The following is a 24,079-nucleotide window of genomic DNA, read 5'->3' as shown; positions in this document are numbered from 1 at the left end:
ATCTCTCGATTTTTTTGTCAACAGCGCCAACTATTTAACGAATCTATTTCCTAGCGGCGTCTATTTGCTATAAAGTATGCCCCTTTAAAATTTCGTATCGTTAGTGATGCAGATAGTTGGTTCGATATCGTTTAAATGTAGACATGGTAAAAGCCTGTGAAAGTACTACACAGAGTAGACTTAGCAAGCTATATACTGTTTAATCTCGATATAATTGGCTATATTGCATTGGTAATCAATTAAGATATAAACCATATTGAGACAGTGATGATTGTATTTTGGCTTGTGCTGACCATTCTTTTTATTATTTTCGCTACCGCAAAACTAAAGTGGCATCCCTTTTTAGTATTGATCTTGTCCGCTTTTTTTGGTCGCGCTATTTTATCAAGTACCGCTTAATACTGTCGCCAAAACGATTTCTGATGGTTTCGGTGGTATCTTAGGCTATATCGGTCTTGTGATTGTATTTGGTACAATTATTGGCTTAATCCTTGAAAAAACAGGTGCGGCTATCGTAATGGCAGAGTCCGTCATCAAAGTATTGGGGCCACGCTTCCCTACTTTGACCATGTCTATCGTCGGTGCAGTCGTTTCTATACCTGTATTTTGTGACTCTGGCTATATTATCTTGAACTCTCTAAAAGAGTCTTTGGCTGAGCGCTTAGATGTATCAAGTGTCGCGATGAGTATTGCTTTGGCCACTGGTCTATATGCTACCCATACCTTTGTCCCACCTACGCCAGGCCCAATCGCAGCGGCAGGTAACTTAGGTCTAGAGTCAAATCTAGGTTTGGTCATTATGGTCGGTGTGGTCGTGACAGCAGTTGCGGTATTAGCTGGTTGGTGGTGGTCTAATCGCTTCCTTAACGCCACTCCTGACAATATCAATGCGGCAGATGCTCTAGCAGCAATGCCTGAAGGAATGAAGACTCGTGATGATTACAGTCACTTGCCTTCAACAACAATGGCGTTTTTACCGATTATCGTGCCTATCATATTAATCTGCCTGTCTTCGGTTGCTAATTTCCCAAGCGCACCGTTTGGTAGTAGCATGGTAGCGGAGATTTTGATATTCATTGGTAATCCGCTTACTGCACTACTTATCGGTTTGTTCTTATCCTTTTTCTTGATTAAATCAAGCCAAAAAACGCAAGAAATCAGCAATAGTATCTCGCAAGGTTTGGTAGTAGCAGCCCCTATCCTATTGATCACTGGTGCTGGTGGCGCATTTGGTGCCATGCTAAAAGTGACGCCGATTGGCGATTATCTAGGTTCGACGCTATCTGCCTTAGGATTGGGTATTTTTATGCCATTTATCGTCTCTGCTGCGCTAAAAACAGCACAAGGCTCAACCACGGTCGCATTGGTTACGACTTCTGCTATGGTTGCCCCACTATTGAGCCAGATTGGCCTAGACAGCGAACTTGGACGCGTGTTCTGCGTGATGGCAATTGGTGCCGGTGCCATGACCATCTCGCATGCCAATGACAGCTTCTTTTGGATCGTTAGCCAGTTTAGTCGCATGAGCGTGGCACAAGCGTACAAAGCTCATTCAATGGCCACTGGTATCCAAGGTGTGACTAGCATCGTATTTATCTGGTTGTTGACACTAGTGTTTATCTAATCCTAAGATTAGCTGTTTTTACATACGTTTATTTGATTATTACTAAATAAATGTTTTAAAACATGACACTATCGCAATGATCGTGTCATTAAGATATTCAAAGAGAGCCGTATGAAAATTTTGATCGCCCCTGACTCGTTTAAAGAAAGTTTAGAAGCACTGGACGTGTGCCATGCTATTCAATCTGGCTTTAGTCAAGTGTTTCCAGATGCTGACTATAAGCTGTTGCCAATGGCCGATGGCGGTGAAGGTACCTCTGCGGTATTGTCTTATGTATTGGGCGGGCGCTGGAAAGAAGTCAGAGTACATGACCCATTGATGAGACCGATTACGGCAAAGTATCTGTTATTGCCTGACGCGACCGCTGTTATCGAAGTGGCTCAAGCCTGCGGGTTGCATTTATTGACAGCCGATGAGCGTAATCCTATCGTTGCTAGCACTTATGGCGTTGGGGAGCTGATCGCTGATGCTTTGGAGGAAGGGGCTAAGCGTATCGTTATCGGTCTGGGCGGTAGCGCAACCAATGATGCAGGTCTTGGTATGCTAATGGCCCTCGGGATCACCTTTCATGATATCAATGACAGTCTGCTCACTCATGGCGGCGGTGCCCTCGCCAGCCTGCACAAACTCGATAATACTAACCTTCACGCAAAGATATCAGACACGGTATTTGAAGTTGCTTGTGATGTGACCAATCCGCTCTGTGGTCTGCTTGGGGCCAGCGCCGTGTTTGGCCCGCAAAAAGGTGCTTGTCCGGAGCAAGTCAATATCTTGGACAAGGCACTCAGTCACTTCGCGACCATATGTGGACAGCATGGCTATGAAGACTGTCAACACGTTGCAGGCGCTGGCGCGGCAGGCGGTCTTGGCTATGCGATGATGACGTTCTTTGACGCTCAGCTAAAGTCAGGCTTTGATACGGTTGCCGAAGTGGCTCACCTGTCACAGCATATCGCAGAGGCTGATCTTGTCATCACAGGTGAAGGCAAGCTCGATGCACAAACCGCCATGGGTAAAGTAGCTGGTGGTATCAGCCAAATCGCTAAGGCTAGCCGCACACCTGTTATCGCTATCTGCGGCAGTGTCGATGGACTAAAACCTGCTCAGACCAGTCAGTTCAATGTTGTGATGCCAAGTATCCAAAAAGTAGATACGATCGATAATGTGTTGGGTTCTGCTTATAACAACATTGAAACGACTGCTGCTAATATCGCTGCAAGTATCAAACTTGGGCAGACTTTAAAATAGTCGCAATCTATCAATAAACCTTCTTCACTAAATGCACAGTTATTAAACCCTTTATTAATCCTTTGTTAGCTGTGCATGTATCATTCACTCTCAACATATCTATAGCCATTTTTTTACTTCATCAATGACCGTATGCATTCTATTAGAAAGTGCCTGCTGTCGTCTGACTGCCAGATATAGCGTCTCACTAACGGCAACTGGTAAATGATGACTGTTAATCAGCTCAGGCTTTGGATAAGCAGCCACGGCATGTGCTGGCAAAACAGTAAAGCCTATTCCCCTGCTGACTGGCTCTAAAATCAGACCAATCTGATTAGAAAAGCCCTTTTTCTCAAAATCATTAATATGCTGGAATTGCTCGTAATTGGCGGTTAGTAGCATGCCTGCATGATGGGCACCATCTGGATGATCGATAAATCCAAGCTCGATAAGCTGCTCCCAACTAGGCTCTACTGTAGCCGCAGGGGTTACTAGTATCAATGTTTCTTGCGCCATAGGCTTACAACTAACCGTTTCATCATCTGAGATATCCGTCATAAATCCGATATCAATCTCGTGATTAGCCAGCGCCCGCTCAATATCAGAATTGGGTGCAAAACGGTAATCAATCACTAGCTTTGGATGCTGCTGCTGTAGTGTCAAAAGCTGCGGATACAGCTTAAGTCCCACACTCCCCGGTGACATCAACCGCACCAATCCTTCATAAGGCGGATCTTCACCGATGCGCTGCTCTAAATTTGATAATCGCTGCAATATCTCGCCTGCTTCTTTATAGAGCTGCTCACCTGCATTGGTCAATGAGAACTGCTTTCCTTGTCGAATTAACAAATCTGTGTCCAGCTGCTCTTCTAGCTTACGTATGTGTTGGCTCACACCGGACTGTGTCATATATAGACGTTCAGCCGTGCGAGTAAAGTGCCCAACTTCAGCAAGCGTGCAAAAGGTGCGTAACCATGTGATATTTATCATTACTTTTCATAATTATTTATATAATATTTAATAATTTTACATAATGAATATGCGTTTGTATACTGCCTCACGTTAAACAAGAATACAGCAAACAGGAGCACAAACTATGAACAACGTTTATCCAAGAAGCTTTTCGCACATCGGTCTTTCAGTCCCTGACTTAGATGCTGCTGTAAAATTTTATACTGAAGTGATGGGTTGGTACACCATTATGGAACCAACTGAGATTGTCGAAGATGATAGCCCGATCGGTGAGATGTGTACTGAAGTATTCGGTGCAGGTTGGTGCAGCTTCCGTATCGCTCATCTATCTACTGGTGACCGTATCGGTGTTGAGATTTTTGAATTTACAAACCAAGAAAACCCTGAAAACAACTTTGAATACTGGAAAACAGGTATCTTTCACTTCTGCGTCCAAGATCCAAATGTTGAAGAGTTGGCTGAGCGTATGGTTGCAGCAGGCGGTAAAAAGCGTATGGAAAAACCACGCTACTACTACCCTGGCGAAAAACCTTACCGCATGATCTATATGGAAGACCCGTTCGGTAACATCGTTGAAATCTATAGCCACAGCTACGAGCTTATCTATAGCGAAGGCGCATACTAAGTTCATTGTAAATAAAGCTTAGTATAAATTTAAGTTAGTATAGATTTAGCTTATATCTAGCTGAGAAACCAATAGCGTACTCATCATCTGAGTGCGCTATTTTTTATGAGCTTTCTATGTCAGTCACTTATTGTATAGAATATGAGTCATGCTACTATTTAAATCGCTTTATATAGCTTTATAAATAGTAGCATTTGCCAAATCAAACCACCCATTATCAAGGATGATAAATGACTCAATTAGGCACCACTCTAGACCTAGACGACCTTCTGGTTATTAGAGAAGACAATAAAGAAAGTGGCGTCGTCACGCTCACCTTAAACCAACCCAAACAATTCAATGCCCTGTCCGTTGAAGTACTATCTGCCATGCAAGCAGAACTGGATAATATCGCTCAAGACGATACGATCAGAGTCGTGGTTATTCAAGCGACAGGCAAGGCATTCTGTGCTGGTCATAATCTAAAACAAATGCGCGCACACTCAGATGCAGCATTTCACCGTGCCCTATTCCAACAATGTAGCAAAATGATGCTTACCATCAACCATATGCCACAAGTCGTCATTGCAAAAGTACAAGGCATTGCCACAGCCGCAGGATGTCAACTGGTCGCCGCTTGTGACTTAGCCGTTGCCGCTGATAATGCAAAATTTGCCACCTCTGGGATAAATGTTGGACTGTTCTGCTCCACGCCTGCCGTTGCTGTCAGCCGTAACCTACCTCGTAAGCAAGCGTTTGAGATGCTAATCACAGGTGAGTTCATCGATGCGCATACTGCCTTGCAATATGGATTGATCAATCGAGTCACACCAGCAGAGCAACTAAATCAAACACTACAATCATTGATAACAGCGATTACTACCAAGTCTCCGATGGCAGTAAAAACTGGCAAAGATATGTTTTATAAGCAGCTGGGTATGAGCGTTGAAGATGCGTATGACTATGCTAGTGAAGTAATGACGGACAATATGATGGCAGACGATGTGGTGAAGGGATTGATGCATTTATTGAGAAACGCCAAGCAGTATGGAAAGTGTGCTAATTCCTATAATAATAATCACTTTATTGCTTAGCTGACGTCATATAGCGTAGGCTTTATCTAGAAAGCTAGTACGCCCTTTTTCAATATTTAAATTTGATTATTACCAAGCATAAAAAAAAGGCCACGATATCGCTATTATGGCCTTTTTTATTTCTATTTAATACAGGTGCTATAGGTACTATGAGCAGTCTTTACTCAGCAGCGATAGCGATCATCTCAACCAATAGCTCAGGACGTGCCAATGCTGACTCACCACAAGCGCGAGCCGGTGGCTGAATACCTTCAAACCACTGGTCATAAACTTCATTCATAGCAGCAAAGTCAGCCATGTCTTTAATCCAAACCGTTACTGATAGTAGCTTTGATTTATCACTACCAACTTCTTCTAGCAACGTTTGGATTTTTTTCTAGACAAGTCAATGTTTGCGCTTTGATATCGTCTTCTGCATTACCTACCTGACCACACAAATAGATCGTCTGGTTATGGATTACGGTTTTGCTCATACGTTGATTGCTGTGTAGCTTCTTAATCATGTCTATACCTTTTATTTATTAATTTAAGTCTGTGCTAACTATAGTCAATCCACTATAAAAGCGTTACAGCGTTAACCTCGCTTGAAGTATGACATATACATCTGCACTCGGTTGCCTTGTACCGCTCTTAAATTGGATCAACTATATATCAGATACGCGCTTAGTTAGAAAAACGCTGGGCACTAAATGGTGCAAGATCGACTAATGTAGGCTTATCGTGGATCATCTCTTCAACCAGACGCCTGTCATTGGCCTAAGGTAAAGCTTGATGACTGTGACCAAATGCGAACCATAGTTTGTCATGCTTGTCAGCAGGACCGATTACTGGCTTCATATCAGGCATACAAGGACGAGAGCCTGCCCATGCTTCACTCTCAACTGCATCTTCTAGTGGCAAGATTTTTTTTAGCCAGCTTCAATACAGTTTTTAACTGACCAAAGTTCTTTGGCGCATTCATCGTGGTCATCTCAGCACCAGTAGTGATACGGATACCCTGCTGCATTGGCCCCATCACAAAGCCTTTGTCCATATCAAACATACTGTGATTGATGGTGTTCTTTTCTGTCACTTTGAAATGCTGATGATAGCCGCGCATTGGGAACAATGGCAAGTTATAACCAAGTGGTCTGATCAAATCATTAGACCATGGGCCGCTGCGATAACCAATTTATCACTATAGTAGGTATCGTTATCAGTGATAACTTTCCAGCCTTCGCCGTCTTTTATGATTTCTTTCACATCGCTTTCTTTGATCGTACCTTGCATATCTTGGAAGTTTTTTGCATAAACTTTCACGAGTGAGCTTGGGTTCGATACTTGCCAAGAATTTTTCCAATGAATTGCGCCAACGAAACCTTCAAAATTGGCACTAGGCTCCATTGCTTTGAGCTCTTCAAGGTTTAGTACGTTATGCTCAACACCTTGGTTGCGCGCGTCGATAGCTGATACTTGCGCTTCTTTAAACGTCTCTTCCGAGCGATGCAATTGCAACCAACCATCACGAGTAATGAGCTCGTCAGCACCAGAAGCGCTAATCATGGTTTGGTGCTCACTAGTACAATGTTCAATCAACGTCTGCCATTCTGATTCAATCTTTTTGACTGAAGCAGGTGTAGAGTATTTCCAGTACTGAAGCAGCGCTTGGTGATAACGCAAAATGGCCGGAATACGATAGCGAATATCGGTACCTTGGTTTGGTAACACTCTGATCATGTCTGTCAGCTGACGAGGAAAAGGATGTGTATGAATGGCTTCGCGCTGAATCAATCCTGCATTGCCGTATGAGGTCTCTGACCCTGGCAATTTTTTTGTCTAACAATAATACATTTGAGTTATTTTTTTGTAGATGCCACGCGACTGACGTGCCAACCATACCTGCACCGATAACGATAACTTCGTAGCGCATAACCTATCCTTTTCTTAGGGTGTTAATACAGAGTATCAAATATAAGGGTCTAACAGAATTAGGTGGTAATAGTAACGCATTAGGATAAATTTGAAACCCTTATCTGAGAAATATTTTCGCGTCACATACTTTTGGTTATGGGGTTTTTGAGAAGGTATTTTTGATAGGAATAATACTAGCTCTGAGCAATAATCTAGCAACAATTTTAGGGAAAACAGCGTCAAATTATCCAATGTTTTTAGTTATAAAATACTCAAGTATTCGACAGCTCACTTATCTATATTACTGAACGGTTTTATTAGCTTATGTTTAATTGATTGGATAATCAACTAAACATAGAGTATTACCACCAAATGGGATCATCGTCTTCTATCATGGTTCGCCTTGTCGTCTCAACCGTTACCTCGTCCGCAGATAGCTCAGCGATAAAACGTGACGGTTTGTCAAAGTATCCAGAATAACTAGAAAAGTAGTTCGGTGCCGTCAGATATAACTGGGTTTTGGCACGACTGCAGGCAACATAAAACAGCTTACGTTCTTCTTCTAACGCTTCAAAGTCATCTAAAGAACGATGATGCGGCGTGATGCCATCTACCAATGAGTTAACAAACACTACTGGCACTCAAGTCCCTTAGCACTATGAATAGTCGAGATAGTAACTTTGTCATTGCTACTGTCTTGTCCATTATCCAGATTACCCATGACAGCAACCGAATCATTAGGTGGGTCTAAAGCGAGATTTTCTAAAAAGCTATCAAGGCTTGTGTGCTCTGTCGCTAAGTTCTTTAGCACCCGAAAATCTTCGGTACGCTCACGCCAATTTTCTTCAATCAGCTTTAATACTGGAATATAAAACTCAAGAATATGTTCAATGGCTGTCTCGACCGATTCAGCTTGCTGTGCCTTGGTAAGCGCATGATATAGAGGTTCTAGCTGATTGCTCTTTTTTTGCAAAAAGCGCTGCTAGTAAGGATTCAAATGCATTATTGTCAGCAGTAATGGCTTGGGTTAAGCGCGTCGCCGTCACTGCACCCACCCCTTTAAACAAAGTTAAAATACGATGCCAAGCAATTGTGTCATTTGGGTTATAGAGTATTTTGACAAAGGCCAACACATCTTTGATATGACGTCTTTCAATGAACTTGATACCGCCCACGACGATAAAAGGAATATTGCGCGCCATAAACTCTAGCTGTACATAATTGGACTGAAAAGACGTACGGCATAATACAGCAAAGTCGTTGTAGTCATACTCTGGCTTGAGCGTGATGATCTTATCAGTGATATAGCCCGCTTCTTTTGGCTCATCACTGAGTCGTCGAAATACTGGCTTGTGTCCTTCTATCGGCGCATCAGAATACAGCTGCTTTTGATAGCCTAGCGTGATTTGCGCGGACAACGCATTGATATAGTTTAAAACGGAGGGCGAGCTGCGATAGTTTTGCTCAAGCTTAATAAGTTTGGCATGAGGATAAGTCTCACCGAACAGCAGAATGTTTTCATAATTGGCACCGCGAAACGCGTAAATACTTTGATTGTCGTCACCGACCACCATCAGCGATACCGACTCAGGCTCACATATTAAGTCAATTAGCTGCTTTTGCGGAATATTAGTGTCTTGATATTCATCAACCATAATATAACGATACTGGCTTTGCAGTAGCTGTCGAAAGGTGTCATTGGTCTTCAAATGACGCACTACTTGGCTGATGATATCGTCAAAATCATATAAGTGATTGGCGCGCTTATACTCATGAAAGTCAACTGCCAGCTGCTCGATGATAGGAATATGCACGGCAATATCTGGGTAGTTACTTTCGATTAAGTCACGAATTTGTATACGTCTATTTCTAGACGTCGAGATGATATTTTGCAGCGTTTTTTTTACGCGGAAAGGCTTGTGCCTTGGTTTGAGCAGGATACTTTTTTTCTTTATGCACCAAGTCGATAGCGTCCTCACTATCGCCAGTATCCAAAATGGTAAACCTTGGATTGATACCGAGTAGCCCTGAATATTGACGTAGTAACATATTACAAAACGAGTGAAAAGTACCACTAGTGATGCTATTTAATGCTTTATCAGTTGGCAGCTTATCCTCAGCCAACTCTTCATCTGATAGTTCTTGATTTGAAAGACTGCTAGCTAGCAAGGATTTAGCTCGATCTTTTATTTCATTTGCCGCTTTACGCGTAAAGGTCAGTAGCAAAAATCTCTTTAGGCGACACCCCGTTTTCCAATAGATAACTGGTGCGATAGGTCAAAGTTTTGGTCTTGCCCGAACCTGCACCAGCAATGACTAATACTTTGCCTTCGATCGTAGTCGCGGCCATTAACTGATCGGGATTTAACTCTCTAGCATAATCGACTTTTAATCCCAATCCACTATCTAGCCTCTGCTTTAATAACTTGAGGTTCTTCGTCTCATCAGTATCAATTAAATTTGCCTCTAGTTTTTTAATAGCCTGTTCAAGCCGAGTCAGTTTAGGCTTCATCTCAAGGAAGTTCTGCGGGTATTTATAGTGGCGTGTGTCAAAAATCGAGGTTGTCATTGTCTAAAATTGCCTTACATTTTATTTTGGCGATATTATCAGCGTATGTCTGACTGTTTATAGCTTTAGAATAAGTATGATTTGCTAAAATTGACAGAATATATGTGCTGAATTTACGTGAAGTTCAAGCCTTATCTATGCGTGACAGTTTAGCATATTAAAAAAATAGGATTTATTAGCCCACATAAGCTATGCGTCACTCTTATTGATTCGCCTTATTCATTTTTAAGCCTCTAATATGACCTGCTTTTATCATAAAGTTGCTTATCATTATCAGGTAAAAACCTGAGCATATACCGTAACAACCTCACCCCTATTCAGGTAAATTTGCTACAATGTGCCCAATTTTGATTTATCATTTAACCAAACTTTATACCAACTGATTTTATTAATACATTGAGAGAATGTTATGGGTTTTAATTGCGGCATCGTCGGCCTACCAAATGTGGGTAAATCCACCTTGTTTAATGCGTTGACCAAAGCGGGTATCGCCGCTGAAAACTTTCCATTTTGTACCAAAGATCCCAACACGGGTATCGTACCAGTACCAGACCCACGCCTAAAGCAACTGGCTGATATCGTCAATCCTGAACGCGTTCTACCAACGACCATGGAGTTTGTTGATATCGCAGGTTTGGTCGCAGGCGCGTCAAAAGGCGAAGGTATGGGTAACCAATTCCTAGCCAACATCCGTGAGACCGATGCGATTGCTCACGTTGTACGCTGTTTTGATGATGACAATGTCGTCCACGTTGATGGCCGCGTTAGCCCGATTGATGATATCGAAACCATCAACACTGAGTTGGCACTTGCTGATTTAGAAGCTGTTGAGCGCGCAATCCACAACCAAACCAAAAAGGCTAAAGGTGGTGATAAGGACGCGCAAGCATTGCTTGATGTGTTCAAAAAAAGTTGAGCCATTATTAGCAGAAGGTAAAGCGGCTCGCGCTGCTAATCTAGACGCTGATGAGAAAAAAACTGATCAGAAGCTATGGTCTAATCACGCTAAAGCCAACCATGTATATCGCTAACGTCTCTGAAGATGGTTTTGAAAATAACCCATATCTCGACGCTGTTCGTGACTATGCCACTGGTGAAGACTCTATCGTCATCGCGCTATGTAATCAGATCGAATCTGAAATTGCTCAGCTTGATGAAGACGATAAAAAAAGACTTCCTAGCTGAGATGGATATGGAAGAAGCTGGTCTTGATCAAGTAATCCGCGGTGGCTATGACTTACTTGATATGCAGACTTACTTTACCGCTGGTGTAAAAGAAGTACGTGCCTGGACTGTCGCTATTGGTGCGACAGCGCCGCAAGCAGCTGGCGTGATTCATACTGATTTTGAGCGCGGCTTTATTCGTGCTGAGGTCATTGCGTATGACGACTTTATCGAATATAAAGGTGAGAAAGGTGCTGCTGCTGCTGGTAAATCGCGTCTAGAAGGTAAAACTTACATCGTGCAAGATGGCGATGTTATGCACTTTAGATTTAACGTGTAACTTTAGACAATACAACTTGCTTAAAGTTAATTAGCCGGTGTTGGATATTCTCCATCATCGGCTTTATTTTACCTATATATTGTTATATTATAACGTATCTTTATATTGCTTATTTGAGGACTTATACTGTGACTAATTACTTCTCTTTCTCTAAACTTGCAGGTATTACTATATTAGGTAGTGTGATGGCAGGCTCTCTATTGGGCTGTCAGCCAAACAACGATACCGATGCAGTGGTATCTGGAGAAGCGCCAGTAGATAATCACGCCGAACATGAACAAGGTCATGAAATGCATGGCCACGAAGAAAACAAGCATGAAGAGCATGAAGATCACGGCCACGAAGAGCATAGTGATATGGAACATGGTCCTGAAGATCAAAGTCATGAGAGTCATAGCCACGAAGAACATGCGCACGCAGGTCACGATCATGCAGCTCATGCCAGCAACAGCATTCCTTTCTCTTGTGAGCCTACTGCTACTATCGGTGTTTCTTATCATAGCGACAGTACACCACAGACAGCGCATTTGCTCATCGATGGTATCGAATACGATTTAACAGCTACTGCTAATAGTAAAGCTGATACTGATAAAGGCATCTATACTAGCGATATTGGATTAGACGATACACACGGCATCATATGGCAAGTAAATGGAGACAAAGCAACATTGCTCAATAAGACACTAGACAGCGATGTAGCTATCGACAAGGAAGACGTAATTTTTAACTGTCAAAAGTCTTAATATAGTTGATTCAATATAATTTGGATACAAGCAAGGCGAGTCAAAGCACTACCAATAGTAGGCTAAGCGATACTCACACTGTATCCAATTTATAGGACATTAACTCTAGTCAAAGAAGTCTAAAATGGGTACAAGGCAGCCGACTGCAGATTGTACAAGTAGTACCTCTAAGGAGGGGAACGCCGTAGCCATTTAGTAGTTCTCTGACTATATAGCTGTACCAAGGGCGCTATTTTGCTATGCTAGAGGTTCCCTTGGTTCCGGATGTTTCAATATGCTAAATAAACCAACTTCCTTGTCGTCCCCTACCACACAATGGTCACATCTTCTCAACTCACAGCGTCTTGGTGCTTCCAAAAAAATTTAACGCCAATACCAGTACTCGTTCTCAGTTTCACAAAGACTATGACAGACTGGTATTTTCTCACTCTTTTCGCCAGTTAAATCAGAAAACCCAAGTCCATCCATTGACCAATCAGCTCGGTATTCATACGCGTCTGACTCACTCGTTAGAAGTTTCTTCTATTGGTCGCTCTTTGGGAATGATGGCTGCCGAAAAAAATTCATGATGCACTAGGTAGCGGCCTACCAGCAGGAGTTTCACCTGCAGACATCGGTGTGATCGTACAAGCAGCTTGTCTCGCTCATGACATTGGCAATCCGCCTTTTGGCCATGCTGGAGAGTATGCGATTCGTGATTGGTTTAGGCAGCCTGAACCGCAAGCGATTTTGCAAAATTTAAGCAGCAACGAGCGATTAGACTTACTGGCATACGAGGGTAATGCTCAAGGGTTTCGCCTATTGGCACGTAATGAACATCACCCTGATAAGGGCGGTATGCGGCTCACCTGTGCCACGCTAGGCGCGTTTATGAAATATCCATGGTTGGCGACTCACAGCAATGATGTCAATGACAACCATTATAACGTGCAAAAATTTGGCTGCTTTTATAGCGAGGCATCTCAACTAGAAGAGTTAGCTGCGTGTTTGCACTTACCGCGCTCAGAGCAACACGATGGCTTTGCGCGCCATCCATTGGCTTACTTATTGGAAGCGGCAGATGACATCTGTTATGCGCTAATCGATTTAGAAGATGGCATCAATCTGAATATGCTAACCTATAGCGAAGTTGCCACGATATTTTATGAGCTGATTGGTGAACGTCTAAGCAGCGTAAACCTGCCAGCGCATATGTCTGTCAGACAAAGCCTAGCTTCCCTACGGGCACGATCCATGATGCGTTTGGTCAATACCGTCACCGATGCTTTTGTAGCCAACAGTGATGCATTGCTAGCTGGCACGCTGCAAGGTAGCCTATTTGCCCATTGCGATACCAGTGTACAAAATGGTATCAATCAAGCTAAGCAACTAGCACGCGAAAAAATATTCAATCATCCGAGCAAAGTAAGAATGGAGCTGATGGCCAATCAATGCCTGCATAGCCTATTGAATGCCTTTATGCCGCTCGCTTGGATAGGGTCTCAATCTGCTACTATGCAGCCGCCGATGTCTTTTGAGCAGCAACGTCTGTTAAAATTACTACAGCCCCATCTTGACGAACATCGCCGCATCTTGTCTGACGATATCTATCATAATGTCTTAAATATTTTGGATTTTATTACAGGTATGAATGACCATGAAGCTTATCGACTGGCGCAAGAACTGCAGGGTCATTGGGGCACAGTGGTTTAAAAGACCAGTGCAGGTTTAGTAAATTAACATGAATGGCGTATTTCAGTCGTATTTATGCGTTGAAATGAGTATGATAAACACCTACCGGACAATTTTGAAATATTATGAGCAGTCGCGAACAAAAGAAACTTCAAACTCGGCACGCATTTTTTTAATGCTGTGCTCGATTTATGTATGACAGGGCAATCTTTTAGCTCTATCAGTCTCAGACAAGTAACACGCGAGGTTGGTGTTGTGCCGACTGCGTTTTACCGCCACTTTGATGATATGGAGTCACTCGGGCGCGCTTTGGTCATTGAGGAGCTAGGCGGTACGTTAGCTACGTTAAGTGATAGCCTGCAGATTGGACGCAAACGTAGCTTTGATCGTCAAATCGCAAAAAGTATTCAGCTATTCTTGTACATGGTCAGCGATCAGCCTTATTACTGGCAGTTCTTGGTCAGTGAGCGTTATGGTGGGTCAGAAGCAGTACGAAAAGCCATCAATGAGTTGATTAAGATACACGCTCAAGGTTTGGCCGACGACTTAGCATTGCAGCCAGCGTTTACTCATATCAATGCTTATGACCGTCGCCTATTGGCTGAGGCTGGCGTAAATATGTTCTTCTCTTGGATTATTGATTGGCTAGAGCTGACTTACACGGAAGATCATGATGATGAAATTGATCTAAACGAAATCGAAGAGAACAAACAGCTGATGCTACATAACTGTACTCGTCAAGCACAGATGCTTTTTTACGGGGCATATAATTGGAAGTCTAGCGAAGAAACACGCCTCAAGGACTAAACGTCGATTCCAATACCCTCTGCTAAAAGCTCGGACGAAATGCCCATAGTCGCTGTGTTACTACTTTGACTTCCTTGGGCATTTTACCGTTTACCCCACTACTATTACTCGCCTGATTATTATTAGTAGCCTGACTACTATTAACTGCTTGATTATTATCAAAGACAGTTTTACTAATCAAAACAGTGGCAAAACGCTCTCTAGCTTGACCGACAGTTGCATTATCAGTCGCTGTGATAAGCGCCATAAATGCTTGGCTATCAACGGCGAGCATTGGCGTTAAGGCTTTTCGTTGCTCATCATTTACACTGCCAAATATCGGTAACTGCCATACTGTATCAATAGACTCTAGCGCCTGCTGCGCACGCATATCTACCAGTGCTTGCATCTGTTGGCTGTTAGCACCATCAATTAGTGCTGCTAACAATACAGGACTGGCAGTATTGATATTAATCGGCACATAATAAGGCACTGCGGTAAGATAAGGCCGTAATACTGCTAATGTTTCAGCACTCACCCCTTTCACTTCTAGAAGCTGATCGATACTGACAAAAGGCTGATTTGACAAAGCATCTGTTGCTACAGCGTTTGACTGCTGCGTATATACCGTACTTTCATCACCGCCATCTTGATATACCTCGCCGTCTGCATCTTGCCAATCAAGTATAGCAATAGCGATATCAGGCTCTAGATTTAGTTGCGTGAGTAGTCGTTGGAATACTGCTAAATCAGTGGTATTGGCTGACCCATCTTGATACAAGTTATTAATGTTAAAACGACCAGACTCATCGCGTAGCTCGATGCTGATACTGTGACTAGCCAATGTATAAGGTGGTATAGGCTGCGCCCAGATATCTTGCGCACTATCCGTATCATTGAGGTTGCTATCAGCGCGAATCATCGTCACTGTTAACTGTTGACCTGCATCGATATCTTGCAGCAACTGATTTTGATCGAACAACAGACCACTACGCCTAATTGCAATTTTTTGGCTAGCAAGCATCGATCCTGCAACCACAGTAATACTTACTACCAATAATAAGATAGTCAGCAGCGCAACACCGCGTTGAGAGTTTGCAGTCATTGACATACATAACCTTTGTTATTGAGCAATTGATGCATTTTAACTACTACCTTCTCAATTATTCGTTCCCGCATTACTATTATTATCCCTATCACCACTACCACTGTTGTCACTATTAGCATTATCATTGCTACTATCATCTGTATTATTGGCTGTGCTTTGACTATTGCTAGGCGGTATCGGTTGAGGGGCGAGTGCCCATTGCCAAGTGATTGGCATATCTTGGTATGTAAAGCTAACCGCGATTCCTTTCGGTAATAAAACAGCTGTGGGCTTAGGACTCGCTGTATTCGCTGATTGTCTCACCGCGGTATTTGTACTACTACCACTGTTAGCGTCATCGCTCGGAAATATGGTACTTAGCTCTGGTAGATAAGCTTGCCAGCGTCCTGCTGTGACACCCTCAAGCAATACGCTGTCCAAGCTGACGCTGTCACGCCCGCCTTCCATACTGGTATACTGGCGACGTATCAAACGCTCATCCGCAAAAATATATTCGATACGTTGAAGGCTATTGCTACTCTGATATCTTGGATCAGGATCGGCAAAGCGTACAAAGCTGACATGCTCACTATCTAAGCTCATAAAGGGCTTAGGCGCTATTTTGTTTATTTGCTCGCTTGATTGAGTATTATTATCTGAACTAGTACTGTCGCTTGTACCATTGTTCGCTGCACTGACACTTTGGGTAGCCGCTTGATAAGGGATAATTTGACCCATGTCTTGCTGTAATTGCAAATAGGCGTACTGCAAGACAGCCAGATTGTCAGCATGAAATTGTGCGCGCTCACGAGCACGGTTGACCCCATCAAATACCTGCCAACCTGCAACGGCTAACATCGCAAATATTGCCATCGCAACCATTAGCTCAAGCAGTGTAAAACCACGCTGATGTCTCACAGACCGCCCCCGGCCTGCTCGCTATTACCTGCTATGCTTAGACCACTTAAATCCAAACTGCCCGTATCTTGCTCAGTATTACTTAGCATCACAGTGATATCAGTGACCGATGTGCGCGTCTGTCCATTTATAATAGGCGAAACTGCGATATTTACTTCTTTTAGAGCAGGTGTAATGGCGTCACCAACTGTCATTGATATTTGCCAATCACGCCCTTGTGCATTAACGGTTTGGGTGCGGTTGGCTGTCAGCCACGTCTCTTGAATACGTAAATCAGCGGCGGCATTTTGGGCGACGAAGTGAGCAAGCGTACGAGTACGCAATATATCAACCGAACTCAGATACGCACTACTAGCACGGCTCGCCGCGACTGCTACCACTGCCAAAATAGCCAGAGCAACCATCACTTCGATAAGGGTAAAGCCGCTCTCGCGCCTAGGCTTGAGTGATATAAATCTTGATGACATAGGCTGATTTATCATAGGAGGTTTATATAATTTAGTCACTCTAACCCCTGTCCGATTCGCATGCTACCATCTGGCATTATCGTAATCACCTCGCCCACTAAACGCGAATCGTAAAGCACTTCAATGGTGACAGGCGTTGCTTGTCCTGTACCAAACCACAATACTTGTGGTACATTTTGATCGCTAAACCAAGGCTGTAACGTTTGGGTTCGTCCCGTACTCTGTAAACCGCTAGAATCCAAACTTTGAACTCTAATACTCACGCCAGTGGGCAGTTCAGGCAAATTGATATCCGACTCGACTTCCCAACTTGGCGTTGGTTTTTGCTCATCAGTAGAGCCTGATAGACCAGCAACCTCTGCCGACAGCTCCATAGCATTCTTAGGCTGACTGTCGGTGCTATCTGACATCATCTCTGTTGTCTGGTACGCGACATATGGATTTGATAGGGTAACAATGACTGGCTCTACTTGACCTTGCTTATCTGCCTGCATACGCAAACCCATCGGCTGCATACGTTCAGCCGACAATAGGCGAACGTAGCTCAACGAATCGGTCAAATGCTCATAAAAAGCGCGGTTTTTGCGGGATTCACTGCTACCGACAGACAAACTCATTATGCCAGCAAATATAGACAAGATAACCACTACCACCACGATTTCCACCAATGTAAAACCAGTCTGTGTCCGACTGTTTATTGATGAGAATGATGATAAGTGATGGGTATTAGTTGATATGGAGGCGCAGCTGTGACAATGGTCTGTAGGTCTTGTATCTAAGCAGCTTGATTGAGACGTTTGACTAATTAGAGTAAAAGAGCAAATAGCCGCTGAACTGGACTGAGTCTTGACAGTGACCGGCATATTGCACCTATAAGCCCAATTTTAATTTTCGCAGAATGAGAAAAAGTTTTTGAAGAATATTAAAAGATATATGAATTCGTGCTGCAATAGTAAGCATTACAACACGATTTATTAAAACCAAGAAAGGTTCACAACCCAAAAATTACTTGCTACTTTATTAATAACTACTTTAGTAGTTGGTATTACGGTGCTCTTCTGATTCAGTATCGATTTGCTCTACCAGCTCTTGCATATCTTCATCCATGACCTCTTCATCATCAGCAGGATAATGGCTTGGCAACTCTAGCACTTGCTGAACAAAGGCATAACGCAGCGTATCACGCGACCTAAGTAGCGTTGGTAAAAGCTTGAGTTTAAAAGCCCTGCACCGCCCTGACCAATTGCCCAAATAGACGATAGATAATCACGAGTACTCAAATTACTGTGCTCATCTTTTAAGTATGCGCTGATGATATCAATCAAACGCTTCATGCGCTGGCGACGGATATCATATAACTCACCAAACAAACGATTGAGACCAGTCACTGATGCTGCCAAACGCTCTTCGATTTGGTTCAATAGCATGGCTTTTTGCGGATTGAATAACTGCTGAAAAATCATACGGGCGACACCTGCCGACGGGCAGTCATCAATACGGTTAATCTCAAACAATTGCTCTTCGTAACGAATAATAATACGCAGATAAAGCTCATCTTTACTGGAGAAATGCTTGTACAGGGTGCCTTTAGCCAAATCGAGCTGATCTGCCAAACTGTCTAAAGTGATATCACCATCGCCTGACTCAAGTAGCAATTGTTCTGCCATCGCTAAGATGTTCTCTTCTCGTGCCTTGAACTGGTGCTGACGACTCATAATCTCTCCTAAAACATGACAAGATTAAGCATATGACCATCAATTATGTGCGTACATTTGGCAATGAGCGTATAAAACTATACAAGAACTGCTGAAATACCATAAAAGGGATATGCTTATATTTACAAATAGTCATTGATAATCATATAGTTACATTTAGTAAATCAAATACTAAAGGGGATTGAACTATACGACTATCACATAAATGACTGACTGGTCATAGCATAACCATTTTAGCGATACTGTGCCAGTAAATTTTCAAAGTTTTTTTGCGGTTAATGCTCCAACCTCGTTACTATCACAACCATACATATCTGCGATAAAGCTGGCGACGTAGGGTACGTAGCAGGCTCATTGGGACGACCACGCTTAGGCACAGGCGCCAAATATGGACTGTCGGTCTCAATCAAGATTCTGTCTCTAGGCATATGCCTTGCAGCATCTTGGATATTTTGGGCACTTTTAAAGCTAACAATACCTGAGAAGGAGATATAAAATCCTAAATCTAAAGCACGTTTTGCGGTTTCCCAATCTTCAGTGAAGCAATGGATAATACCATGCTCAGCACCTTCGCTCTTTAAGATATCGATCGTATCTTCTTTTGCGTCACGCATGTGTATGACAAGCGGTTTTTTTAGTTGCTGACTGGCATGGATATGACGTGCAAGACTGGCTTGCTGCTCTTTTTTATTTTCTGTAGACCAGTAGTAATCTAGCCCTGTCTCGCCTATTGCCCATACATGCTCTTTATCAGCAGTCTCTATTAAACGCTCAACCGTCGCTGATTTCAGTATATCAATATCTTCACAGGGATGAATCCCTACACTCATCCTAGATTTAGTGTCTCGTCGCCGTAGGTGCTCACAATATTGGCAATCTCGTCATACTCCGCAAAATCACACATGATTGCCATCGCACGGGTAACATTAGCAGTTTTCATGGCGTCAATCGCGCCAGATAATTTACCATCGTATTTCGTCAAATCTAAACGGTTGAGGTGGCAATGAGTATCTGTAAACATAAATAATCTCGTTATTAAAACTTTCTCAATTAAAAGTATGGGAATTAAAATTTAAATCTTATTTACATTGATTGCTGTGAAGGAAGCTGTTTTCAAGTGGCATCGTATTTCCTACTTTTAAAAACCTATTCACTAATACATGTCCTAATACATGAGACTAATTAAGAGGCACGACTCGCATTACCTCTTCTATGGTTGTCACGCCTTCACTAATACGCTTTGCCCCTGATAAACGTAATGGCTGTAGACCTTCACGATAGGCTTGTTGTTTGAGCAAATCTAAATTTGTATCGGCTGCGACCAGTTTTTTTAATTCGTTAGACAATGGCATAATTTCGTATAGGCCGACTCGTCCCTGATAACCAGTATGACGGCAGTGCTCACAGCCATTTGCGGTATAGATTTGCGCTGGGGCAGGTGCGCGCCAAGGTTGTACCAACTCCTGCCATTGAATGGCAACCTCACTGTCTGGCACAACGTCTACTGCTTTTTTGCAATGCGGGCATAGCGTACGTAACAAGCGCTGTGCCATTACGCCTAAGATAGTTGCTGATGTCAGAAATGGCTGAATACCCAAATCATGCAAGCGAGTGATTGAACTTGGCGCATCGTTAGTATGTAGTGTCGAGAGCACCAAATGCCCTGTTAATGAGGCTTGTACTGCCATATTGGCTGTTTCAGCATCACGAATCTCCCCTACCATAATGATGTCAGGATCTTGACGCATCAATGAGCGAATGCCGTCAGCAAAGTTTAAATCGACACCTGGATTCACTTGCATTTGGTTAAATGCAGGTTCAATCATTTCAATAGGATCTTCAATGGTACAGACATTGACTTGTTCAGTCGCTAACTGCTTGAGAGTACTATACAAGGTCGTGGTCTTACCTGAACCTGTAGGCCCAGTGACCAAAATAATCCCGTTTGGATGAGCCGTCAATTCATGCCACGTTTCAAGCTGTTTGCCGGATAGACCAAGCTGAGCAAAGGAGCGCACCAGTACTTCAGGATCGAACACCCGCATGACCAACTTTTCACCAAAAGCGGTTGGCATAGTCGACAAACGAAGTTCTGTCTCTAGTCCCTTCGGCGTTCGCGTCTTTAAACGACCGTCTTGTGACTTACGCTTTTCTGCGACATTTAGCCGTCCTAAAATTTTGATACGTGCGGTCACCGCGACGATGATTGCCAATGGCATCTCATACACCGTATGTAGCACACCATCAATACGGAAGCGTACCTTACCTGTCTCACGACGTGGCTCTAAATGGATATCACTAGCTCGTTGCTCAAAGGCATATTGCAACAGCCAGTCAACAACTCTGACAATATGCTGGTCATTGGCATCAGGGTTGGTATTGTCACCCAATTGCAATAATGCTTCGACATTGGTCACATCGGCAGCTGCACGCTTATGGACACTATTTGCGCCTGCGATCGCTTGGGTGACTTGATAGAACTCTTGACGGTAGCGTTTGATCTGCTCAGGATTGATATAGACCGTACGATAGCTTTTTGATTTGATCAATTTTTCAATACTTGAGTGCCAGTCAGTATAAAAAGGCTGATCCGTTCCGATAACCACTTCGTCTACAGCGACCTCAATCGGTAAAATATGCTGCGAGCGTGCATATTCAAATGACATCAATTGTGTGACCGCAGGGACATCAACTTTTAGAGGGTCAATACGAACGAGAGACATATCTGCTTTAGCCGCCAACCACTGGTTGAGCCAAGCCAAAGTTAATTTACTTTCAGCGCTATTGTCCGTCGCATGGCCATTAGGCAAGCCAAATTCACTAATCGTTAGTAGAGGATGCTGAGCTTTGTCGCGGCGGCTAGTAATGACTAGGTTATAGCCGCGTTGGTCAATCACTTTATCTGCCAATAGCTCATCTAGACACCAACGCAAATCAATCACTATCGAGTATTGTTGAGCAGACATATCTCTCTTCTTCTATTTTTTTAAAATGTGTTGTCAAAAATGATATCAATGCAAGCCCGTTAGATTGCAACTACGGCAGTTATCTGTAGCTGTCCTGACTCTATCAACTGAAAACTCACATCAACGGATTTATAACGCATCATGAATGGTGTGGCTATCTCTGTCCGACGATAAGCTGGACGCGGGTCTTGGGCAATTAATTCTTTGATAATGCTCATATCTGAGGCTACTAGTTGATTTTGTATACGATGAATCGTAGACGCAACTGTCGCACTATTCGATCCAGTGTTTGCGTCTTTAATACTTGTATCATTGTTATTAGCATCACTAGGCTCGCCTGCGCTTACTAGCATCATAAACTGTTCGTTAGCAGCATCGGTCACAGTCACAGTTAATAATTCTGGAGCGGTTGGTGCGAATCCATTCTCTGTCTGAATCAGTGCATCACTATAGGCCACATATGGCTTTATATCGATGATTGGCGTGCCATCTATCATATCAGCACCTTTGATAATCAATAATACACGACCTTGAACTATTTTGACTTGTTCGAGCTTGACGACAGACAAACCTAACCCTGAAGGACGATACATACTGCGACTGGCAAACACCCCTATTTTTTGATTACCACCCAATCTTGGCGGGCGTACTTGAGCGCGAAAGCCACTACTAGTTTTATTGTTGTTTTTATATCGATAATTATGATGAAACTGCCAACTCACCCATATATGACTAAACTTGTCCAAGCCATCAAATGCAGCTGGCGTATCATATGGCGCTAACATCTCAATGACACTAGTCAAAGCGACTAGGTTTGGCTGGCGCGGCGCACCGAATTTTTGCGAAAGCGGCGCACGGTGATAGCCAATAACAGGAGCTTGATGGTAGTTATGTAACAGGGGATTCTCATCAAGCATATACCAACTCCAGTAATACAAAACTGTCTTGATAAAGCAGTTTTGCCAAATGATACAAAATTACTCACTAACGATATTCCATTTTATCATGCTAGACAATCACTGCTAGACGGATTTTTATTTTAAAGTTTGGTATTATGAGCAAGAAATTTGATGAGAGTCATTTACATTTGGGCGATATGACCGGTAATGCTGTCATCGTTGACGCAAATTTACTATGTCTAATGACGTAATAGCTGGCTATATATAAGCTGATAAACTAGTTCTATTACGCTTACTCATCATTTACTCGTTCATAAAAATAGCAGTTTCGACAACGCTTAAAAGACTGATACGTTTTTATAATGTTCAATTTAACATTGAAAATTCTGATTTAATACTTATTCAAACTTAACACACAAATAACAACTTATTAACGAGGACTTTATGTCAAAACTTCGCACCGAAACGGTCACAGAGGTTCATCACTGGAATGACTCTCTATTTAGTATCAAAACCACTCGTGACGATGGCTTGCGCTTTCGTAATGGCGAATTTGCGATGATTGGACTTGTTGTTGATGGCAAGCCACTATTACGCGCTTATTCAATTGCCAGCCCTAACTATGAAGATCATTTAGAATTTTTCTCTATTAAAGTTCAAGATGGTCCATTAACTTCGCGCTTGCAACATATCAAAGTAGGTGATGAGCTGTTAGTCAGTAAAAAGCCAACAGGCACACTAGTATTGGACGATCTGCTACCAGGTAAGAACCTTTACATGCTCTCTACTGGTACTGGCCTTGCTCCCTTCTTGTCACTAGCACGTGATCCTGAAGTGTATGAGCGTTTTGACAAAATCATCTTAGTACATGGCGTACGTCATGTTCATGATTTGGCTTATCGTGAAATGTTTGAAAATGAGCTGCCTAATGATGAAATCTTTGGTGAATGGTATCGCGAAAAATTCATCTATTATCCAACTGTTACGCGTGAAGAATTCAGAAACCAAGGACGTGTCACTGATTTGATGAAATCAGGCAAATTGTTCGAAGATATTGGTTTACCACCAATGAATAAAGATGACGACCGTGTCATGCTTTGTGGCAGCATGCCGTTTAATGCTGAGGTTTCTGCTATTTTAGATGACTTTGGCCTGACTGTTTCACCACGTATGGGTGTGCAAGCAGATTACGCAGTTGAGCGTGCCTTTGTCGGCTAGAATGATGCTATTTAGCACCAGTAGAATAAATGAAAAATTGTATAAAATAATACTTGACGCATGTAAATAGCTGCTATAATACGCAGCCTATACAGTCAACACTGTAGCCCAATTAGATAATATTT

23 protein-coding genes and 6 pseudogenes are annotated in these 24,079 nt (G+C 42.8%); 9 read left to right on the top strand and 20 right to left on the bottom strand.

Features of this window, described 5'->3' with window-relative positions; all coding sequences use genetic code 11:
- The first annotated feature begins 367 nt into the window (after window positions 1-367).
- Both TT11_RS01390 and TT11_RS01385 read left to right on the top strand, forming a co-directional pair.
- Entirely contained in the window at window positions 368-1,624 is a 1,257-nt protein-coding gene (locus tag TT11_RS01390; RefSeq protein ID WP_261868836.1) for a GntP family permease, read from the top strand.
- A 111-nt stretch (window positions 1,625-1,735) separates the two neighbouring features.
- Window positions 1,736-2,872, top strand: a complete 1,137-nt coding sequence (locus tag TT11_RS01385; RefSeq protein WP_261868835.1) for a glycerate kinase — start codon at window positions 1,736-1,738, stop codon at window positions 2,870-2,872.
- A gap of 99 nt (window positions 2,873-2,971) precedes the next feature.
- Here the strand turns inward: TT11_RS01385 and TT11_RS01380 are convergent, their stop codons facing one another.
- Window positions 2,972-3,841: a LysR family transcriptional regulator gene (locus TT11_RS01380; protein WP_261868834.1), complete on the bottom strand. Its 870-nt coding sequence runs from the start codon at window positions 3,839-3,841 to the stop codon at window positions 2,972-2,974.
- Between the two features lie 106 nt (window positions 3,842-3,947).
- Between TT11_RS01380 and TT11_RS01375 the strand changes: the two genes are divergently transcribed.
- Window positions 3,948-4,448 (top strand): lactoylglutathione lyase family protein, encoded by a 501-nt coding sequence (locus TT11_RS01375; protein WP_261868833.1) that lies wholly within the window; start codon window positions 3,948-3,950, stop codon window positions 4,446-4,448.
- 230 nt (window positions 4,449-4,678) lie between these two features.
- Window positions 4,679-5,521, top strand: coding sequence for an enoyl-CoA hydratase (locus tag TT11_RS01370; RefSeq protein ID WP_261868832.1), 843 nt, complete (start codon window positions 4,679-4,681; stop codon window positions 5,519-5,521).
- Window positions 5,522-5,681: 160 nt separating this feature from the next.
- Here the strand turns inward: TT11_RS01370 and TT11_RS01365 are convergent, their stop codons facing one another.
- From TT11_RS01365 to TT11_RS01330, 11 genes and pseudogenes are all read right to left on the bottom strand, one after another.
- Window positions 5,682-5,882, bottom strand: a complete 201-nt coding sequence (locus TT11_RS01365; RefSeq protein WP_261868831.1) for a RidA family protein — start codon at window positions 5,880-5,882, stop codon at window positions 5,682-5,684.
- Complete coding sequence (locus tag TT11_RS01360) at window positions 5,863-6,024, bottom strand: hypothetical protein (RefSeq protein ID WP_261868830.1); 162 nt, start codon at window positions 6,022-6,024, stop codon at window positions 5,863-5,865. The genes TT11_RS01365 and TT11_RS01360 overlap by 20 nt, the downstream gene beginning before the upstream one ends.
- Window positions 6,025-6,277: 253 nt before the next feature.
- Complete coding sequence (locus TT11_RS16830; RefSeq protein WP_370587733.1) at window positions 6,278-6,421, bottom strand: FAD-dependent oxidoreductase; 144 nt, start codon at window positions 6,419-6,421, stop codon at window positions 6,278-6,280.
- Window positions 6,399-6,659 carry a hypothetical protein gene (locus TT11_RS16825; protein ID WP_370587732.1) on the bottom strand — a complete coding sequence of 87 codons (261 nt, stop codon included), beginning with the start codon at window positions 6,657-6,659 and terminating at the stop codon, window positions 6,399-6,401. The genes TT11_RS16830 and TT11_RS16825 overlap by 23 nt, the downstream gene beginning before the upstream one ends.
- The gene (locus tag TT11_RS16820; protein WP_370587731.1) at window positions 6,656-7,291 is read right to left on the bottom strand and encodes an NAD(P)/FAD-dependent oxidoreductase; all 636 of its coding nucleotides are present in this window, start codon (window positions 7,289-7,291) and stop codon (window positions 6,656-6,658) included. Before TT11_RS16820 ends, TT11_RS16825 begins: the two co-directional genes overlap by 4 nt.
- 10 nt (window positions 7,292-7,301) lie before the next feature.
- Window positions 7,302-7,397 (bottom strand): annotated as a pseudogene (locus TT11_RS16815) (hypothetical protein); the annotation flags it as partial.
- 376 nt (window positions 7,398-7,773) lie between these two features.
- Window positions 7,774-8,043 carry a 3'-5' exonuclease gene (locus tag TT11_RS01350; RefSeq protein WP_261868829.1) on the bottom strand — a complete coding sequence of 90 codons (270 nt, stop codon included), beginning with the start codon at window positions 8,041-8,043 and terminating at the stop codon, window positions 7,774-7,776.
- On the bottom strand, window positions 8,043-8,384 hold the full coding sequence (locus TT11_RS01345; protein ID WP_261868828.1) for a hypothetical protein: 342 nt from the start codon (window positions 8,382-8,384) through the stop codon (window positions 8,043-8,045). The genes TT11_RS01350 and TT11_RS01345 overlap by 1 nt, the downstream gene beginning before the upstream one ends.
- A complete protein-coding gene (locus tag TT11_RS01340; RefSeq protein ID WP_261868827.1) occupies window positions 8,320-9,390 on the bottom strand; it encodes an ATP-dependent helicase in 1,071 nt (356 codons plus the stop codon). Before TT11_RS01340 ends, TT11_RS01345 begins: the two co-directional genes overlap by 65 nt.
- Window positions 9,281-9,637 (bottom strand): UvrD-helicase domain-containing protein, encoded by a 357-nt coding sequence (locus TT11_RS01335; RefSeq protein WP_261868826.1) that lies wholly within the window; start codon window positions 9,635-9,637, stop codon window positions 9,281-9,283. Before TT11_RS01335 ends, TT11_RS01340 begins: the two co-directional genes overlap by 110 nt.
- The gene (locus TT11_RS01330; RefSeq protein WP_261868825.1) at window positions 9,615-9,980 is read right to left on the bottom strand and encodes a UvrD-helicase domain-containing protein; all 366 of its coding nucleotides are present in this window, start codon (window positions 9,978-9,980) and stop codon (window positions 9,615-9,617) included. The genes TT11_RS01335 and TT11_RS01330 overlap by 23 nt, the downstream gene beginning before the upstream one ends.
- Window positions 9,981-10,389: 409 nt before the next feature.
- On the opposite strand from TT11_RS01330, the pseudogene ychF reads away from it, so the two are divergent.
- From ychF to TT11_RS01310, 4 genes and pseudogenes are all read left to right on the top strand, one after another.
- Window positions 10,390-11,484: pseudogene (gene ychF / locus TT11_RS01325) on the top strand (redox-regulated ATPase YchF).
- A gap of 128 nt (window positions 11,485-11,612) precedes the next feature.
- Window positions 11,613-12,227 (top strand): hypothetical protein, encoded by a 615-nt coding sequence (locus TT11_RS01320; protein WP_261868824.1) that lies wholly within the window; start codon window positions 11,613-11,615, stop codon window positions 12,225-12,227.
- A gap of 323 nt (window positions 12,228-12,550) precedes the next feature.
- Window positions 12,551-13,919 (top strand): annotated as a pseudogene (locus TT11_RS01315) (deoxyguanosinetriphosphate triphosphohydrolase).
- A gap of 104 nt (window positions 13,920-14,023) precedes the next feature.
- A pseudogene (locus TT11_RS01310) lies at window positions 14,024-14,705 on the top strand (TetR family transcriptional regulator).
- Window positions 14,706-14,727: 22 nt separating this feature from the next.
- Here TT11_RS01310 and gspK read toward each other — a convergent pair.
- From gspK to tsaA, 8 genes and pseudogenes are all read right to left on the bottom strand, one after another.
- Complete coding sequence (gspK, locus tag TT11_RS01305; protein WP_261868823.1) at window positions 14,728-15,795, bottom strand: type II secretion system minor pseudopilin GspK; 1,068 nt, start codon at window positions 15,793-15,795, stop codon at window positions 14,728-14,730.
- A gap of 48 nt (window positions 15,796-15,843) precedes the next feature.
- Complete coding sequence (gene gspJ / locus TT11_RS01300) at window positions 15,844-16,689, bottom strand: type II secretion system minor pseudopilin GspJ (RefSeq protein WP_261868822.1); 846 nt, start codon at window positions 16,687-16,689, stop codon at window positions 15,844-15,846.
- Window positions 16,686-17,171 carry a type II secretion system minor pseudopilin GspI gene (gspI, locus tag TT11_RS01295; RefSeq protein ID WP_261868821.1) on the bottom strand — a complete coding sequence of 162 codons (486 nt, stop codon included), beginning with the start codon at window positions 17,169-17,171 and terminating at the stop codon, window positions 16,686-16,688. Before gspI ends, gspJ begins: the two co-directional genes overlap by 4 nt.
- 20 nt (window positions 17,172-17,191) lie before the next feature.
- A complete protein-coding gene (locus tag TT11_RS01290) occupies window positions 17,192-17,821 on the bottom strand; it encodes a prepilin-type cleavage/methylation domain-containing protein (protein ID WP_370587745.1) in 630 nt (209 codons plus the stop codon).
- Window positions 17,822-18,188: 367 nt separating this feature from the next.
- Window positions 18,189-18,871, bottom strand: a pseudogene (locus TT11_RS01285) (TetR/AcrR family transcriptional regulator).
- Window positions 18,872-19,104: 233 nt separating this feature from the next.
- A pseudogene (locus TT11_RS01280) lies at window positions 19,105-19,892 on the bottom strand (TatD family hydrolase).
- Between the two features lie 157 nt (window positions 19,893-20,049).
- Window positions 20,050-21,837, bottom strand: coding sequence for a GspE/PulE family protein (locus TT11_RS01275; RefSeq protein ID WP_261868820.1), 1,788 nt, complete (start codon window positions 21,835-21,837; stop codon window positions 20,050-20,052).
- 59 nt (window positions 21,838-21,896) lie between these two features.
- A complete protein-coding gene (gene tsaA, locus TT11_RS01270) occupies window positions 21,897-22,754 on the bottom strand; it encodes a tRNA (N6-threonylcarbamoyladenosine(37)-N6)-methyltransferase TrmO (protein ID WP_261868819.1) in 858 nt (285 codons plus the stop codon).
- A 426-nt stretch (window positions 22,755-23,180) separates the two neighbouring features.
- On the opposite strand from tsaA, the gene TT11_RS01265 reads away from it, so the two are divergent.
- Window positions 23,181-23,954: a ferredoxin--NADP reductase gene (locus tag TT11_RS01265; RefSeq protein WP_101205461.1), complete on the top strand. Its 774-nt coding sequence runs from the start codon at window positions 23,181-23,183 to the stop codon at window positions 23,952-23,954.
- The last annotated feature ends 125 nt before the right edge of the window (window positions 23,955-24,079 follow it).

It is taken from the genome of Psychrobacter sp. JCM 18901, from assembly GCF_000586435.1.
Taxonomy (GTDB): domain Bacteria; phylum Pseudomonadota; class Gammaproteobacteria; order Pseudomonadales; family Moraxellaceae; genus Psychrobacter.
Note: the sequence above shows the minus strand (reverse complement) of the source record. Positions and strands in the feature narration are given on the sequence as shown.